Source organism: Limnohabitans sp. 2KL-1, from assembly GCF_003063435.1.
In the GTDB taxonomy this organism is placed as follows: Bacteria; Pseudomonadota; Gammaproteobacteria; order Burkholderiales; family Burkholderiaceae_C; genus Limnohabitans_A.
Genome location: NZ_NESL01000003.1, coordinates 220,527 through 234,934, shown reverse-complemented (window position 1 = coordinate 234,934; position 14,408 = coordinate 220,527). Strand labels below are relative to the sequence as shown.

Below are 14,408 nucleotides of genomic sequence, written 5' to 3'. Positions count from 1 at the left end.
TGGCAGGGGTGCCTCCCATCAGGGAGGCCCCCTATGCCGATTAAATCAACGGTTTGTAGTCCAAGACGGTTCATTAACGTTCGTTGACAGCCGGGACCAAACCGGGGAACAACCGGGGCAAAATCCAAAAAACCGAGGAACGTTCCCCGGTTTGCCCCTCGGACACCTGAGAGAACGCCCCGATGCTGGCCGATGTTCAATGCAAAAACGCCCTTTGCCCCGCTGACAAAAAACGCCTGCGCCTGACCGATGCGGGCGGGCTTTACCTGGAGGTTTCCTCGGCTGGGTCAAAAGGCTGGTTTTGGAAGACCTACCAAGATGGCAAAGAAGGCCGCATGGCGCTGGGGTCTTACCCGGCTGTCAGTGTTGCAGCGGCCCGCAAAGCCCGTGACGCTGCAAAGGCGTTGAAGGGGGAGGGAGCTGACCCAGTCCAAGCGAGGAAGCTGGAAAAGCTAAAGGCCAGCAACCCGGACGGCGACACCTTCAAGTCTGTTGCCCTAGGATGGTTCGCGGTGCAGTAACCCAACTGGAGCGAAAGCCACGCCACGCGAACCTGTTGCAACCTTGAAAAAGACCTGATCCCCTTCATTGGTGCCAAGCTGATGACCGAGATTCACCCTATGGAACTGATGCGTGACATTCCAGCCCACAAAGGCGTGCGACTGATTGCAAATGCACTGCCCGCCAATTGGTGAGTTTGACACCCACGCTTGGCCTTGTTGAATCACAAATTTGCTGTCCAAAAGCGTTCATTCGCAGACCAAACCCTGTCGCAAATTGTGGCGCTTTGATTCGGGTCTCTCGGAGTCAGTACAGATTGGTCAATGCGGCTTTCAAGAAGCCGCCATCCACCACCATGTCTTGCCCGTTGACGTAGGCCGATGCATCGCTGGCCAGGAAACCGACGGCATCGGCAATGTCTTGCGGTTGTCCGATGCGCCGCACCGGAATGCTGTTGGTGCGATGCAGTTTTTTTTCCGGATCGCGGTAGTGCACTTCCGACAGGGGGGTCAGGATCATGCCGGGGCTGATTGAATTGGCCCTCAGTCCGCGCGGACCCCACTCTACGGCCATTTGGCAGGTCAGGCCCAGCAGGCCCGCTTTGGTGGGGCCGTAGGCGCCGACCTTGGTGGCCACTTGCGCGGCGATGGAGGCCACATTGATGATGCTGCCCGCTTGCCGTTCGAACATCATGGGCACCATGGCCTGAGAGCAAAGCAATGCGCCTCGCAGGTTGATGCTGAACATGCGATCCCACAGTTCGATGGGGAATTCTTCCAGCGCAACTGGGGCTGCGCCGATGGCGGCGTTATTGACCAGAACATCGCATCGCCCGAAACGGCTTCGAACCCATTGACCCAGGTGTTCAATGGACTCGGGGTCAGCAATGTCACATTTCACTTCGAAGCCTGCTGCGGTTTCATGCACCGATTCGGCATAGCCGATGTCGGCCCTGATGACCTGGGCACCCATGCTCTGCAGGCGTTCGCAGATGGACAGTCCCAAGCCGCCTGCGGCACCGGTGACCACGGCCACGCGGTCACGCAGCGCATTGGAATCGAAATTTGTAGAGTCAGTCATGTTGTCAAACAGTGGAGTGCACGGGAAGTGCGGAATGAAAAAAAGTTGCCCGGATGGACTGCCCAGCGTGCAGACTGGTGTGCAGATTTGTTCAGTGTGCCCATTCCGGGGCCAGCTTGTGCGTGCCCGCATTGAAGTGAACGACGGGGTTGGCCGATGAACATGTCGACTTGCGGATTTTTCCCACGATGAGTTGGTGCGTTCCCAACGTCTGGGTACACACAATGTCGCATTCCAAGCTGGCCAGGGCATCTTGGAGGACTGGCGCATTTTTTTCATTGGGGGTCCACTGGCCTGTGTTGAATCGGGCCCTACCTTGTGGTTCGTTCAAGAAGCTGGACATCACACCTCTGTGATCTTCTCCCAGGACGTTCGCCACAAAGTGGCCGCTTTGTATCAGGGCAGGATGGATGGATGAGTTCTGGTGTGCAAAAAAACCAATCATGGGAGGGTCGGCCGATATAGAGGTCAGGCTGGAGACAATCATGCCTGCCACCGCCCCTTCACGGGCTGTCGTGACGGCCGCAATGCCCGCCGGCAGTGCGCGCATGGCGGCCTTGAAGTCGTCCACCGACACGACCCTGTCGTTGTCCGTGAAACTCAGGTGGGCGCGGATTTCGCCCTGCGCATTGACCCAGCCCTTTTGGGTGGCGTAGTCCAGCATGGCAGAAAATCCGGATTCCCACTCGGCCTCTCCTGCGTGACCCGACAGGAAGCGCAGGATGGACGGTGCCAATCGCACGTGGTCTGTGCCTTCACGACGGCCGATGCGCGCAATGGCAAGCTCCAGACGCTCTGGTGATTGTGGATCGACCAGCACGTCCAGCTTGTTGAAAACCGTGGGATGGCACAGGGTGACAGCACCCGCATTGGTGAGGTGAACTTGCATCAGGCGGATCTCTTGAGGGTCACGCCGCAGTGAGATTTTCCTGACCGATTTCCTTGCGGATGGCCGGAATGATTCTTTCGCCCCACAGCTCAATTTGCTTGAGCATCGTCTTTTGGTCGAAATCCCCCAACTGGGTCTGCAAGGCAATGTGCTTGGGCCGCAGGATGCTGATTTCCTCCAGCATTTTGTCGATCACCTGGTTCACCGAACCGACCGGAAGGTTTTTGCGCAGTTGCTCAAAGGTCGGGTCGGTGGCCGAGGGCACTTCCTTGATCATGTACCCGTCATCGGTTTGCGCCCGGCGGTGTTTCAGGCTTTCTGAAATGCGGCGCTGAAAGCGCGCATTTTCAAGATAAGCGTCAATTTCAGCGGCGTTGTCAGAAGCGAATGCGCAGCGCAGGAAACCGAATTTGACATCCTCGTCCAGGTCCTTGCCGTTGTCCTGGGCAACCTTGTCCAAGCGGCCGCGCAGTTCGGTGATGGCCTCGTTGCCGTTGAGCAAGGCGGTGACGAACAGGTTGTGGTTCTCGCGCACACCTCGGGCCAGCGTGACAGGGTTGCCAGACGTGATCCAGATCGGTGGCATGGGATCTTGTACGCAGCGCACGGCAATGGAGCTCGGAGGGACTTTGAGAAACTTGCCATCGTGTTCAAAAATTTTCTGCGTCAAGCCTTTGGGGATGATGTCGAGAAACTCATTGAAAATTTCACCAGAGTCGGCGATCTTGACGCCAAAACGCTCGAACTCGAACTCCTGGTAGCCGGAGCCGACACCCAAATCCAGACGGCCGTTGGACACGGTGTCTACAAAACCGACCTCTGCCAGGAAGCGTGCCGGGTGGTACAAGGGCAAAATGCACACGGCAGTACCCAGGCGAATGCGTTTCGTCTTGGCGGCCATGTGTGCCACCATCATCAACGGGGAGGGCGAGAGCGAATAGTTGTTGAAGTGGTGCTCGGCATACCAGGCGGTGTTGAAGCCCGCCTGCTCGGCGGCGACGGTCTGCTCGATCGAGTTGTGGATCACCTGCTGGGAAGTTTGGTGGTAGCCGCGTTGCTGCGCCAGGATGAACACGCCGAATTCCATGGTTGTCTCCGTTTCTTTGGGATGGTGATTGAACGAGATGTCATTCTGGGGTATCGTTTTCTGAACTGGAATAGCGATAATGCGCGGTTCTGTGCTGCAGAAAATGGAGTAATGATGGACCGTTTACGTGCGATGGAGCTGTTTCTATCGGTGTCTCAAACCAAGAGTTTTTCTGGAACAGCACGTCAGTTCGGGATCTCTGCCACAGCCGTGTCACGCGCGATCACAGAGTTTGAAAACACACTGAACGTCAAGTTGTTGCTGCGTTCCACACGGCAGGTGGTGTTGACCGAATCGGGACAAGAGTACGCCCAGCAACTCGAAGGTTTGCTCTGGAACATCCATGAGGTGCATCGCTCCATCACGGAGATTCGTGCGGCACCCAAGGGCGTGTTGCGGGTGCATTCCCGGATGATGTTTGGCTTGCGGGTGTTGCCGCCACTGATTGCACTTTTTCGAGAGAAGTACCCGGACATTCACATCGAGTTGATTCTTTCAGAGACGCCCGTGGACCTGAGGCGCAACCAGATCGACATTGATTTCCGCATATCGCCACCCGCAGAGGCTGGCATCAAGCGGCGGCGGCTGTTTCGCAGTGAGCGTTACCTGGTGGCATCACCCAAGTACCTGGCGCACCATCCGGCCCCGCAGCAGCCGAGCGACATCCCCGCGCATGAATGTCTGGCTTACATGAAGCCGGGTGAGCAGTACGCGTGGCATTTCTGTCGCACGCTTGGCAAAGACATCGAGACGGTTCATTTTCGGCCGCGCCACATGAGCAACAACGGCATGGCCTTGCTGGAGTTGGCACGTCTGGGTGAAGGCATTGCGCTTTTGGATGACTACACCGTGCATCACGATTTGCTGCAAGGTTCGTTGGTGCGGTTATTACCCGGTATTCATGTCACCAACACCACGTTCGAAGAAGGCGTCTATGCCACGATCCTCGACACACCGATGATGCCCACCAAAATTCGGCTGTTCCTCGATTGCGTGGCTGAACGCGTCTCGGGCGAGTCTTTGCGCTTTTCTGCCGCACAAGCTTGTGCAGGCCTGGTGGGTGCCAAGCAGTCTGCATGAGGCACCAGCGCGTGCGTCGTGCGCCCTGAAAACCCGGGCTCAACGCCCCCAACGGGACATTCACCGCAGGCTTTGATCGGTTGACATGCAGGTTCAAGGCCGCTCTTGATTCTGCTGCTTATTGCAGAACACAACCAACCATTGAGCATGTAATGGCGTGTAACGGCGTTCATAGAATGGGCCATGGGTTAAGAATGACACGGCGTTGTGCTGTGCAGATCCAACAGGAGACAAACCATGATGAAACACTGGAATGACGTGGGATGTGGCGTTCGCCAACAGATGGGCCAAGCCACGGCGGTTGCCCCAATTCAGACCTCCCCACGGGAGGTCGTATGAGCGAGCCATGTCTTCGCATGGAAGTGACCGATGGTGTGGCTTTGGTCACTTTGGATCGTCCTCCCGTCAACGCGCTCAGTCGCGAGATGCGTTACCAAATCGTCGCCACCTTTGATGCGATTTCTGCACGCGATGATGTTCGCTGTGCCGTTTTGACGGGCCAGGGGTCTGTTTTCTGTGCGGGAGCAGATTTGAAAGACCGACCCGACGACGATGTCCCGGGTGATTTCCTTGAGCACAATCGCATCACCCGTGAAACGGGCAACGCCATTCGTGAATGCGCCAAACCCGTGATCGCTGCGATCAATGGGGCGGCACTGGGTGCGGGGCTTGGCCTGGCTGCCGCTTGCGACATTTTGTATGCATCGGACAATGCCACTTTTGGCATGCCCGAAATCAATGTGGGGCTGGCCGGCGGTGCCTCCATGTTGCGCACTTTGTTTGGCCGTTCCACCGCGCGACGCATGTTTTTCTCCGGACAGCGCCTCACGGCCGCAGACCTGTTGCGGCGCAACGTGCTGGAAGAGGTGTTGCCCCCCGACATGCTGCTGCCTGTCACGCTGGAGCTGGCCCGGGATATTGCATCCAAAGCACCCTTGGCACTGATCTATGCCAAACGTGCAACCAACATGGTGGATGTCATGCCGCAACGGGATGCCTACCGCTTTGAGCAGGAATTCACGCTGGCACTTTCCAAGACCGAAGATGCCCGTGAAGCCCGCATGGCGTTTCTGGAAAAGCGCCCACCCGTTTTCAAGGGCCGTTGAGCGATGGGGAACCTGGTGCACACCTTCTCGCCAAGTGCGGGGATGGGTGCATTTTCAAGGCGCGAGCCGTTGCCATGGTAGCGGCGTGACTGTTTTGCAGAACTTGGCACACGGGCTCTTTGGGAGCGCATCGTGTGCGGGTCGCATGGATGATCACCTGCAAGCCGCAGGCACCGTTCACAGAGGAATTTGATGCCCTACGATACGAATGTGGTTCCGCCTGATCCAGCCACTGGTCGGGATGTGTACCGTCAGCATGCGCGCACCTGGTTGCAAGCCAATTTGCCGACCCACATGCGCGCCGATCACCTGGATTACCGCGCCCCGACATTGGCCGAAAGTCGCGAGTGGGAAGCGGCCATGTACAGGGCCGGTTTGGCCGGCATGACTTGGCCCAAGGCGTATGGCGGACATGGTCTCAGTCTGCGTGAGCATTTGGCCGTCAACAAGGAAATCGGTGCGCTGCCCATGCCGGAGAGCAGCAGCTCCATTGGCAAAGAGCTGGCGGGCCCCATCATCATGGCCGTTGGGACCGAGGTGCAAAAGCAGACCTTTTTGCCGCCCATCTTGCGCATGGACAACTATTGGTGTCAGGGTTTTTCTGAGCCTGATGCGGGTTCTGACCTGGCACGTCTGCGCACTCGTGCCGTACAAGATGGCCAGCATTGGCGCATCAATGGCCAGAAAATATGGACCAGTGGGGCCGCCAAGGCACATGATTGTTTGTTGCTCACGCGGACGGGAACCGTCGCCGATGCGCACCGCGGCATGTTGATGTTTGCCGTGCCCATGAACACACCGGGCATCCGTGTGGTGCCGATCCGGTCCATCGACGACAAAGAATCGTTTGCGGAGGTTTTTTTCGACAACGTGATCGTCCCCGATAGCGCGCGACTGGGCGCTCCTGATGAAGGATGGCGCTCCGCCGTGAGCGTGCTTTCCATCGAGCGGGCGACCAACCGCATGTACAGGCCCTGGCGTTTTGAGAGCGAATTGCGCCACCTGATCCGGGCTTGCAAGTCGGACCGTGTTTTGTCTGAGCGCTTGCAGGACGGTTACTACCAGCGCCGCATCGGCGAGGTGGTTTGCGAGATCGATCACCTCAAAGGCCTGGTCGAGCGCACCGTCGAATCCATGATGGCGGGCCATGAAATCGGTGCGCGTGGCTCGCTGACCAAACTGTACTGGTCGGAATGCCATCAAGCCTTTGCTTCGCTGGCCTTGTCATTGATGGCTGACGTGACGCCCGCATCCAGTGCGCAGGCCCAGCGCGCACGAAAAGTGTTCACCGGCGCTTACCTGTTTTCGCGTGCCGAGACGATCTACGCGGGCACCACGGAAGTGCAATTGGATGTGATTGCACAACGCATCTTGAAACTGCCCAAGGATCTGTCATGAGCATGCAAGAAGAAAGCCTGCGTCCCGAAGACTTTGCCGAAGCGGCCGTCGCAGCGATTGAAGATGCGCAAGGCCAAGGCATGCGTGAAGCGGCCCTGGTACTGGCCCAAGCGGGCCTCACGGGCGTGTGTGTGCCTGAAGCGCATGGTGGGCTGGGTTTGGGCATCGCCTTTGCGGTGCCGCTGGCACATGCTGCAGGAAAACTGCGCCTGCAATTTCCTTTGATCGAGCAAGTCCTGCTGGCCAAGGCGCTGGCCGGTACGGCTTATGGGGAGCAACTGGCGAGCGGCAACAAACTCGCCACCATGGCGCTGCAAGGAGAGCTGAGCCATGGCCTGGTGGGTGCCGCACGCCATGCGCAGCATGGCGACTGGGTGCTGGTGTTCGATGGCGACGGTGCCGTTTTGATGGACATGGCCGGGGTGGCCATGGCGCCGGACACATCGCTCGACCCCGATTATCCGCAGCATTGGCTCAGCGTGGCCGATGCGCCTGTGCTGGCCCGTTTGGATGCGGCCACTTGCAAGGTGCTTTGGCACGAAGCCCGAATCCTGCTGTCCGCCATGGTCAACGGCGCGGCCGACGGCGCCCTGGAGGCCACGGTCGGCTACATGTCCACACGGGTGCAGTTTGGCCGCCCGCTGTCGGCCAACCAGGCGGTTCGCCATGCGCTGGCCCGCATGAAACTGCTCCAGGAGGCCTCGGCAGCAGCGATCCAGCGCGTTTTGCTGACCAACGAATACGGTCAAGCGCGCGATGCGCAATCGACCTTGGCCGGTTCCATCGCCCATGCCGTGTGGGTGCTGGAAAAAGCCATCCATTTGCACGGCGGCATGGGTTTCACCTGGGATGTCCCGTTGCATTACGCACTGCGTGAAGTACGCAAGCTCGACGCCGCATTGGGCGCGGGCACCCTGGTCCGAGATTTGGGCCGTGAATGGATAAAGGCGGCATGACCATGGACACAGTGACTCGGGATTTTGAAGGCCAGGTGGCGCTGGTGACGGGGGCTGGCAACGGCATTGGCAAGGAAACGGCGCGTCAGCTGGCGGCGCGCGGTGCCATCGTGGGCGTGAACGACCTCAAAGCAGAGTTGGTGCTGCCGGTGGTCGAGGCCATCCGTGCAGCGGGCGGACAGGCGTTTGCTGTTGTGCAGAACATTGCCAGTCGCGAAGGCATCACCGCCGCCGTGCAGCTGGCGCGCGATCAGCATGGCCGCTTCGACATCCTGGTCAACAATGCCGCCTGGGTGCGTTACCAAGCCTTGCCTGACATCCAGCCCGAGACCATGGACCGCATGCTGGACGTGGGTTTCAAGTCGGTGGTGTGGGGCATGCAGGCCGCAGCCGCGGTCATGGACCCCGAGCGGGGCGGCGCGATCGTCAACGTGGCCTCTACGGCTGCTTTGCGCTCCACGTTGAATGCCGTGGTGTATTCCGGCATCAAGGCCGGCATCTTGGGGGTGACACGCGCCGCTGCAGCCGAGCTGGGGGCCCGCAAGATACGCGTCAACGCGGTTTGCCCATCGGCGGTTCCCACGGAAGGCACACAACGTAACCGAAACGCTGAACGCGATGCACAAAGAGTGGCCCGCACCCCCTTGGGCCGCTTGGGCACCATCGAAGACATCGCCAAGGGCATTTGCTTTCTCGCCAGCGACCAGGCCAGCTTCATGACCGCGCAGGCGCTGGTGGTGGACGGCGGTGTGACGTTCACCAATCTCTGAAGCTCAACGCGCAATCATGGCCTTGTCCACAGTTCTCATCACGGGCGCGGCCTCGGGCATTGGGCGTGCCGCTGCGCAGCATTTCGCCGCAAGTCACTGGCGCTGTGTGCTGGTGGACCGCGATGCGCAAGGCCTGGCCTTGCTGGCCCGGGCGCTGCCCGTCCCCGCCCAAGGGGCACATGAATACAGGGTGGCCGATTTGACCTCGGCCTCCGATGTCCAAGCCTTGGCAGGCCAGGTACCGGCGCTGGACGCCTTGATCAACAACGCCGGCATGTCGGACAGCCGCAACTTGCCGATGGTTGAACAGACAACGGCGGATCTGGATCGTCTGTTGGCCTTGAATTTGAGGGCGCCTGCGGCGCTGATTCAAGCATTGTCTGCTGGCCTCAAACCGGGTGCTCGCATCGTCAATGTGGCTTCTGGCGCAGGTTTAAGAGCCATTCCCTGGCGAGGGGCCTACAGTGCCAGCAAGGCGGGTTTGATAGCGCAGTCGCAGGCGTTGGCACGGGCGCGCCCCGACGTGTGTGTCACGGTGCTGTGTCCGGGATTCGTGCGCACCGAGTTGGTCGATGGCCTGATCGCTGCGGGTCGTTTGCGGCCCGAAGGGGCGGTGGCCAAAATCCCTCTTGGCCGCATGGCCGCCCCTGAAGAAATGGCTGCGGCCTTGGGCTTTTTGGCCAGTCCGGCAGCGGCTCCCCTGACGGGTCAAGTGCTGGCCGTCGATGGCGGCTCTTCTGTGTTCGGTGGCAGCCAGCCCTGTGCCCCCGCCTTGTTGCCTCCGATGCCGTGGGATGCCCCGCTGTCGCTGAGCGTCGAGGGTGGCACCCCCGAGGCCTGGGGGGCCGAGCCATCGTTGCCGACGGCGTTGGCCTACCAGGCTTGCCTGAGTCTGAGCCTGGAGCCGATGGCAGCGGGTGATCGGTGGAACTGGGTGCACCAGGCCGCGACCCGCTTCGCTGCCCGGTATGGCCAGCGGGCCAGTTTGACGCTGCTGCTGCCGGCACCATCGGCTGTGCCATGGCGCGATGCCGGCGAAACCGCGGCCATACGCATGCTGATCGCCACACTGGCATGCGAGTGGGGTGCCAAGGCCTTGCGCATCAATGCCTTGGAGTTGGCACCTGGCATGACGGCGCAACAGGTTGCACCGGTGGTGCATTTTGTGGCGGGCGCAGGGGCTCAGTACCTGACCGGGCAAACTTTGTCACTGGTCTTGTCACTGGCCGAACCCCTGCAAAAGTCCTCTCCATAGTCGGTCCGTCATGCATGGAACACGGCTCCAGCGTGCATTCATCCACGCTGGCCATCGTGCCTTGCGCGTTACAAGTAGCCCCTGGGCACCGGATCAACACGTCATGTCGACTGAATAGTTGATTGTTTTCATCAGGCTTTGCCAAAACCCCATAAAAGGTTAGGATTGATTCCGTAATAAATCAACGTTTCTTTAGTGAAACAATTGACATGGGCATCCCACCTGATTCGGGCACCCCGGCGATTGAATTCATCGGGGTCGAAAAGCGGTTTGCGGCACGGGGCAAGTCTGCCGAAGTGCTGGCTGCGCGTGACATCCATTTCGCCATTGCCAAGGGTGAGGTGGTCTCCATCATCGGGCCGTCGGGCTGCGGCAAGAGCACCTTGCTCAACATGGGGGCCGGTTTGTCCAAGCCTTCGGCGGGCACCGTCAAAGTCAATGGCGAGGTGGTGGCGGGCCCCAACAAGCATGTGGCCTTCATGCTGCAAAAAGACCTGCTCATGCCTTGGCGCACGATTGCCCAGAATGTCGAGTTGGGCCTGGAGTTGCGGGGCGTTGCGCGTGATCAGCGCCGGGTCATTTCTGAGCGCCTGCTGACCCAATGCCACCTGAAAGGCTTTGGCGAGCATTACCCGAACCAGTTGTCCGGCGGCATGCGCCAGCGCGCCGCCATGGCCCGCACGCTGGCGGTCGATCCGCTGGTGCTGCTGATGGACGAGCCGTTTTCGGCGCTCGATGCCCAGACCAAGATGATCTTGCAGCAAGACTTGGCGCAAACCGTTCAGCGCGAAGGCAAGACGGTGGTGTTCATCACCCACGATCTGGCCGAAGCTGTGGCGCTGTCGGACCGGATTTTGGTCATGAGCGAGCGCCCAGGCACCCTGATCGAAGAAATCCGTGTGGACATGCCGGACCGGGCCAATCCGCTGCAACGGCGCAAACACCCGATGCTGGCGGACTACGTGAGCCGTTTGATGGAACTGCTCAAGCTCGACGCCCAGGCCAATGTGCACTGAGCCGTGTTTTCTTTCCCGCTTTAAAAACCCCCAACAGGAGATGACCGTGAAAAAAGCCCCCGCCTTGATGGCCAAACGTCTGACTTGTGTGAGCCTGCTGGCCTCGGCCTTGCTGGCGGTATTGCCCGGTGCGGCCAGCGCGCAGGCCCCGCTGCAGGAAATCACTTACCTGCTGCCCGCGCCCGGCACCTTGCCCGCTTTTGGGCCCTGGATGCTGGCGCAGGCCAAGGGCTATTACAAGGCCGAAGGTCTGGATGTGAAGTTCGTGGCCGCCCGGGGTGGCGTGGACGTGGCCAAGCAGGTCGGCGCAGGCAATGCGGTCATTGGCGGTGCCATTGGGGATACGCCCATCATCGCCCGCGCACAGGGCATTCCGGTCAAGGCCGTGGCCGTTCTGGGCTCGGGTTCGCTGATGCAGCTGGTCAGCCACAAGGACGAGCGCATTGAAAGCCCGCGTGAGCTCAAAGGCAAAACCGTGACCGTCATTTCGTACACCGACACCACGTACTACGCCTTGTTGGGCATGCTCAGCAAAGTTGGATTGACCAAGAACGATGTGAACATCCAGGCCGCAGGCCCGGCCGGTGTGTGGCAGCAATTTGCGGCCAAAAAAGCGGCGGCCATGGCGGCTGTGCCCGACTGGACCGCCACCGCGATGGAAGCGGGCGCGCAAGTCGACATCTTGCCCGCCGATGTGTATTTCAAAAGCATGGCCCAGGCCATCCTGGCGTCTGACGAGACCATCCAGAAGAACCCGCAGCTGATCCAGAAACTGGTGCGTGCCACGCTCAAGGGTATGAAGGACATCATGGCCAACCCCAAGGAAGCTGCCGCGGCCTATGTGCAGCATGTGCCCGCGCACAAGGGCAAGGAAGCCAACATCCAGAGCGTGTTCGAGATGTACAACAAGTACGTGTATGCCAACCAGAAGGTGCTGGGCCAGATGGATGAATCCCGCCTGGCCGAGTTGCAGAAGTTTTATGTGGGCAATGGCGTCGTGCCCAAGGAGGCGCCACCCAAAGACCTCTACACCAACCAGTTTGTCGGCGGCAAATAAGCCTGCCTGCGACCGGACCACGTTTTCACCGCAGACCCCATCACCCCCATGAACCAAGAAAAACTGACGACCTCGGCCTGGAGCCTGGCTGTGCTGGTGGTGTTCCTGCTGCTTTGGGAATACTTGCCCGGCTGGTTGGGCGTGCCCCAGTTCGTGCTGCCCCCCCTCAGTCAGGTGCTGGCCGAGGCCGGCCGCATCTGGGAGGGCGAGCGCCTGCTCTGGCACGCGGGCATCACCGCCGCCGAAGTCGTGATCGGCTTTGCCCTGGGGTCGCTCCTGGGGGCTGTCATTGGTTATGCGCTGGGCATCTCGCCGCGGATCGAGGCGATTTTGTCGCCCTATTTGCTGGCGCTGCAAATCGCCCCCAAGGTGGCTTTTGCGCCCTTGTTCGTGATGTGGCTGGGCTACACCATCTACCCCAAGATTTTGGTGGCGGTGCTGATCGTGTTTTTCCCGGTGCTGATCAATGTGCTGTCGGCGATGCGCGCCATGGACGGTGATCTCATCAACCTGGCGCGCTCGTTTTCAGCCACCCGCTTTCAGGTGTTTCGCATGGTCGAGTTCCCAACCACCTTGCCGCCCTTGTTTTCGGGCCTGCGCATTGCCAGCACGCTGGCGGTGATCGGTGTGGTGGTGGGCGAGCTGGTGGGCGGCAACATGGGGTTGGGCTATCTGCTGGTGTTTTTTGAAGGCCAGGGCAACACCTCGGGCGTGTTTGTCGTGATCGGCGCCCTCACGGTGATCGGCATCCTGGCCTATTACGCGGTGGTTCTGGCCGAAAAGCGCGTGCTGCACTACCTGGTCAACGCACAGCGGCCCGGTGCCTGAACGAAAGCCCGAACATGCAGGAAATCAACCTTCAAGGCAGCAAAGTGCTGGTGACCGGCTCGGCCCGGGGCTTGGGCGAGAGCTTTGCCCGCGCCCTGGTGGCCGCCGGTGCGCAAGTCGCCATCAGCGATGTGCTGCACGAACGCGGTCAGGCGCTGGCGGCCGAGTTGGGCGCACAAGCCACTTATGTGCCGCTCGATCTGCTCGACCCGGCGCACATCCGGGCGGGCGTGGATGCCGCTGCTGCGGCCATGGGCGGGCTGACCGGCCTGATCAACAACGCGGCCATCACCAACTCGGGCGGTCGCACGCTGGACGAGCTGGACATCGACCTTTGGGACCGCGTGATGGACGTGAACGTGCGCGGCACTTGGCTGGTGACCCAGGCCGCCAGGCCTCACCTGGCCGCCAGCGGTCGGGGGCGGGTGGTCAACCTGGCCTCGGACACCGCCTTGTGGGGCGCACCGCGTTTGCTCGCTTATGCGGCCAGCAAAGGTGCGGTCATCGCCATGACCCGTTCGATGGCCCGCGAACTGGGGCCCGATGCCATCACGGTCAATGCCATTGCGCCGGGCTTGACCTTGGTGGAGGCCACCGAATACGTGCCGCAAGCGCGGCACGACCATTACCTGAACGGGCGCGCCATCCAGCGCCCGCAAATCCCCGAAGACGTGAACGCGGCTGCCTTGTTCCTGCTGACGCAGGGCAGCGGGTTCATCACGGGGCAGTTGCTGCCGGTCAACGGCGGCTTTGTCATGCATTGAACGAAGGAGAAACCCATGGACGCACACGCCCGAAAAGTTCTGGAGGCGGCCAACCAGCCGCATTTCAACGAGAACGGTTTGCTCAACCCGCAGATCCCGCCCGAAATCGACATCCAGGCCAGCATGCTGCAAAAGGGCGGACAGTCCTTTGCCGACTGGATGGAAAGCCGCGTGGCCCGCAAATCCACCCGCCGCTACGACTGGGATGCGCTGAAATTCCAGGCCGACTTTGACCCCAAATACCGCCGCGCCCAGATGCGCTATGTGGGCATAGGCGGCACGGGCGTGAACCAGGACGGCAACACCGTGCCGTCGGCCCATTTCACGTTTTCGACCATGGTGATTCCGGCAGGCGGCATTGGCCCGTCGCACATCCATTACGACGTGGAAGAGATTTTCTTTGTGCTGCGCGGTGCCATGAAGGTCGTTTGCGAAAAAGATGGCCAGCGTTGGGAAGCCACGCTGGGCGAACGTGACCTGATTTCGGTGCCACCCGGTGTGTACCGCGAAGAACAGAACATCGGTGACGAAGACGCCCTGATGTGTGTGATGTTGGGTGCGCCCAAACCCATCACGCCGGTGTACCCGCCCGATTCCCCTTTGTCCAAAATCAAGCGCTGA

At 60.4% G+C, this 14,408-nt stretch carries 15 protein-coding genes; 12 read left to right on the top strand and 3 right to left on the bottom strand.

Annotated features, from left to right (window positions below; translation table 11 throughout):
- Positions 1-182 precede the first annotated feature (182 nt).
- On the top strand, positions 183-521 hold the full coding sequence (locus tag B9Z47_RS09225) for an Arm DNA-binding domain-containing protein (protein WP_233253739.1): 339 nt from the start codon (positions 183-185) through the stop codon (positions 519-521).
- A 286-nt stretch (positions 522-807) separates the two neighbouring features.
- On the opposite strand, the gene B9Z47_RS09220 is transcribed toward B9Z47_RS09225, so the two are convergent.
- The 3 genes from B9Z47_RS09220 to B9Z47_RS09210 form a co-directional block, all read right to left on the bottom strand.
- Complete coding sequence (locus tag B9Z47_RS09220; protein ID WP_108330953.1) at positions 808-1,581, bottom strand: SDR family NAD(P)-dependent oxidoreductase; 774 nt, start codon at positions 1,579-1,581, stop codon at positions 808-810.
- A 91-nt stretch (positions 1,582-1,672) separates the two neighbouring features.
- Complete coding sequence (locus B9Z47_RS09215; RefSeq protein ID WP_108330952.1) at positions 1,673-2,470, bottom strand: flavin reductase family protein; 798 nt, start codon at positions 2,468-2,470, stop codon at positions 1,673-1,675.
- Between the two features lie 19 nt (positions 2,471-2,489).
- On the bottom strand, positions 2,490-3,557 hold the full coding sequence (locus B9Z47_RS09210; protein WP_108330951.1) for an LLM class flavin-dependent oxidoreductase: 1,068 nt from the start codon (positions 3,555-3,557) through the stop codon (positions 2,490-2,492).
- Here B9Z47_RS09210 and B9Z47_RS09205 point away from each other — a divergent pair.
- The 11 genes from B9Z47_RS09205 (at position 3,513) to B9Z47_RS09155 (ending at position 14,408) form a co-directional block, all read left to right on the top strand.
- Complete coding sequence (locus tag B9Z47_RS09205; RefSeq protein ID WP_233253738.1) at positions 3,513-4,637, top strand: LysR family transcriptional regulator; 1,125 nt, start codon at positions 3,513-3,515, stop codon at positions 4,635-4,637. The two genes, B9Z47_RS09210 and B9Z47_RS09205, sit on opposite strands and share 45 nt — an antisense overlap.
- Before the next feature lie 335 nt (positions 4,638-4,972).
- Positions 4,973-5,743, top strand: coding sequence for an enoyl-CoA hydratase/isomerase family protein (locus B9Z47_RS09200; RefSeq protein ID WP_108330950.1), 771 nt, complete (start codon positions 4,973-4,975; stop codon positions 5,741-5,743).
- Between the two features lie 192 nt (positions 5,744-5,935).
- Positions 5,936-7,141, top strand: coding sequence for an acyl-CoA dehydrogenase family protein (locus B9Z47_RS09195; RefSeq protein ID WP_108330949.1), 1,206 nt, complete (start codon positions 5,936-5,938; stop codon positions 7,139-7,141).
- Positions 7,138-8,097, top strand: a complete 960-nt coding sequence (locus tag B9Z47_RS09190; protein ID WP_108330948.1) for an acyl-CoA dehydrogenase family protein — start codon at positions 7,138-7,140, stop codon at positions 8,095-8,097. The genes B9Z47_RS09195 and B9Z47_RS09190 overlap by 4 nt, the downstream gene beginning before the upstream one ends.
- Before the next feature lie 2 nt (positions 8,098-8,099).
- On the top strand, positions 8,100-8,867 hold the full coding sequence (locus tag B9Z47_RS09185; RefSeq protein WP_108331191.1) for an SDR family NAD(P)-dependent oxidoreductase: 768 nt from the start codon (positions 8,100-8,102) through the stop codon (positions 8,865-8,867).
- A 16-nt stretch (positions 8,868-8,883) separates the two neighbouring features.
- Positions 8,884-10,122, top strand: coding sequence for an SDR family NAD(P)-dependent oxidoreductase (locus tag B9Z47_RS09180; RefSeq protein ID WP_233253737.1), 1,239 nt, complete (start codon positions 8,884-8,886; stop codon positions 10,120-10,122).
- A 209-nt stretch (positions 10,123-10,331) separates the two neighbouring features.
- Positions 10,332-11,138 carry an ABC transporter ATP-binding protein gene (locus tag B9Z47_RS09175; protein WP_108330947.1) on the top strand — a complete coding sequence of 269 codons (807 nt, stop codon included), beginning with the start codon at positions 10,332-10,334 and terminating at the stop codon, positions 11,136-11,138.
- A gap of 46 nt (positions 11,139-11,184) precedes the next feature.
- The gene (locus B9Z47_RS09170; protein ID WP_233253736.1) at positions 11,185-12,195 is read left to right on the top strand and encodes an ABC transporter substrate-binding protein; all 1,011 of its coding nucleotides are present in this window, start codon (positions 11,185-11,187) and stop codon (positions 12,193-12,195) included.
- 48 nt (positions 12,196-12,243) lie between these two features.
- A complete protein-coding gene (locus B9Z47_RS09165) occupies positions 12,244-13,023 on the top strand; it encodes an ABC transporter permease (RefSeq protein WP_108330946.1) in 780 nt (259 codons plus the stop codon).
- Between the two features lie 14 nt (positions 13,024-13,037).
- A complete protein-coding gene (locus B9Z47_RS09160; RefSeq protein WP_108330945.1) occupies positions 13,038-13,787 on the top strand; it encodes an SDR family oxidoreductase in 750 nt (249 codons plus the stop codon).
- A gap of 123 nt (positions 13,788-13,910) precedes the next feature.
- Positions 13,911-14,408, top strand: a complete 498-nt coding sequence (locus B9Z47_RS09155) for a cupin domain-containing protein (protein WP_108331188.1) — start codon at positions 13,911-13,913, stop codon at positions 14,406-14,408.

Excerpts from the sequence above, each read along its gene's own strand:
- B9Z47_RS09225 (WP_233253739.1), top strand. The coding sequence starts at position 183 with ATGCTGGCCGATGTTCAATGCAAAAACGCCCTTTGCCCCGCTGACAAA.
- B9Z47_RS09220 (WP_108330953.1), bottom strand. The coding sequence starts at position 1,581 with ATGACTGACTCTACAAATTTCGATTCCAATGCGCTGCGTGACCGCGTG.
- B9Z47_RS09215 (WP_108330952.1), bottom strand. The coding sequence starts at position 2,470 with ATGCAAGTTCACCTCACCAATGCGGGTGCTGTCACCCTGTGCCATCCC.
- B9Z47_RS09210 (WP_108330951.1), bottom strand. The coding sequence starts at position 3,557 with ATGGAATTCGGCGTGTTCATCCTGGCGCAGCAACGCGGCTACCACCAA.
- B9Z47_RS09200 (WP_108330950.1), top strand. The coding sequence starts at position 4,973 with ATGAGCGAGCCATGTCTTCGCATGGAAGTGACCGATGGTGTGGCTTTG.
- B9Z47_RS09195 (WP_108330949.1), top strand. The coding sequence starts at position 5,936 with ATGCCCTACGATACGAATGTGGTTCCGCCTGATCCAGCCACTGGTCGG.
- B9Z47_RS09190 (WP_108330948.1), top strand. The coding sequence starts at position 7,138 with ATGAGCATGCAAGAAGAAAGCCTGCGTCCCGAAGACTTTGCCGAAGCG.
- B9Z47_RS09185 (WP_108331191.1), top strand. The coding sequence starts at position 8,100 with ATGGACACAGTGACTCGGGATTTTGAAGGCCAGGTGGCGCTGGTGACG.
- B9Z47_RS09180 (WP_233253737.1), top strand. The coding sequence starts at position 8,884 with ATGGCCTTGTCCACAGTTCTCATCACGGGCGCGGCCTCGGGCATTGGG.
- B9Z47_RS09175 (WP_108330947.1), top strand. The coding sequence starts at position 10,332 with ATGGGCATCCCACCTGATTCGGGCACCCCGGCGATTGAATTCATCGGG.
- B9Z47_RS09165 (WP_108330946.1), top strand. The coding sequence starts at position 12,244 with ATGAACCAAGAAAAACTGACGACCTCGGCCTGGAGCCTGGCTGTGCTG.
- B9Z47_RS09160 (WP_108330945.1), top strand. The coding sequence starts at position 13,038 with ATGCAGGAAATCAACCTTCAAGGCAGCAAAGTGCTGGTGACCGGCTCG.
- B9Z47_RS09155 (WP_108331188.1), top strand. The coding sequence starts at position 13,911 with ATGCTGCAAAAGGGCGGACAGTCCTTTGCCGACTGGATGGAAAGCCGC.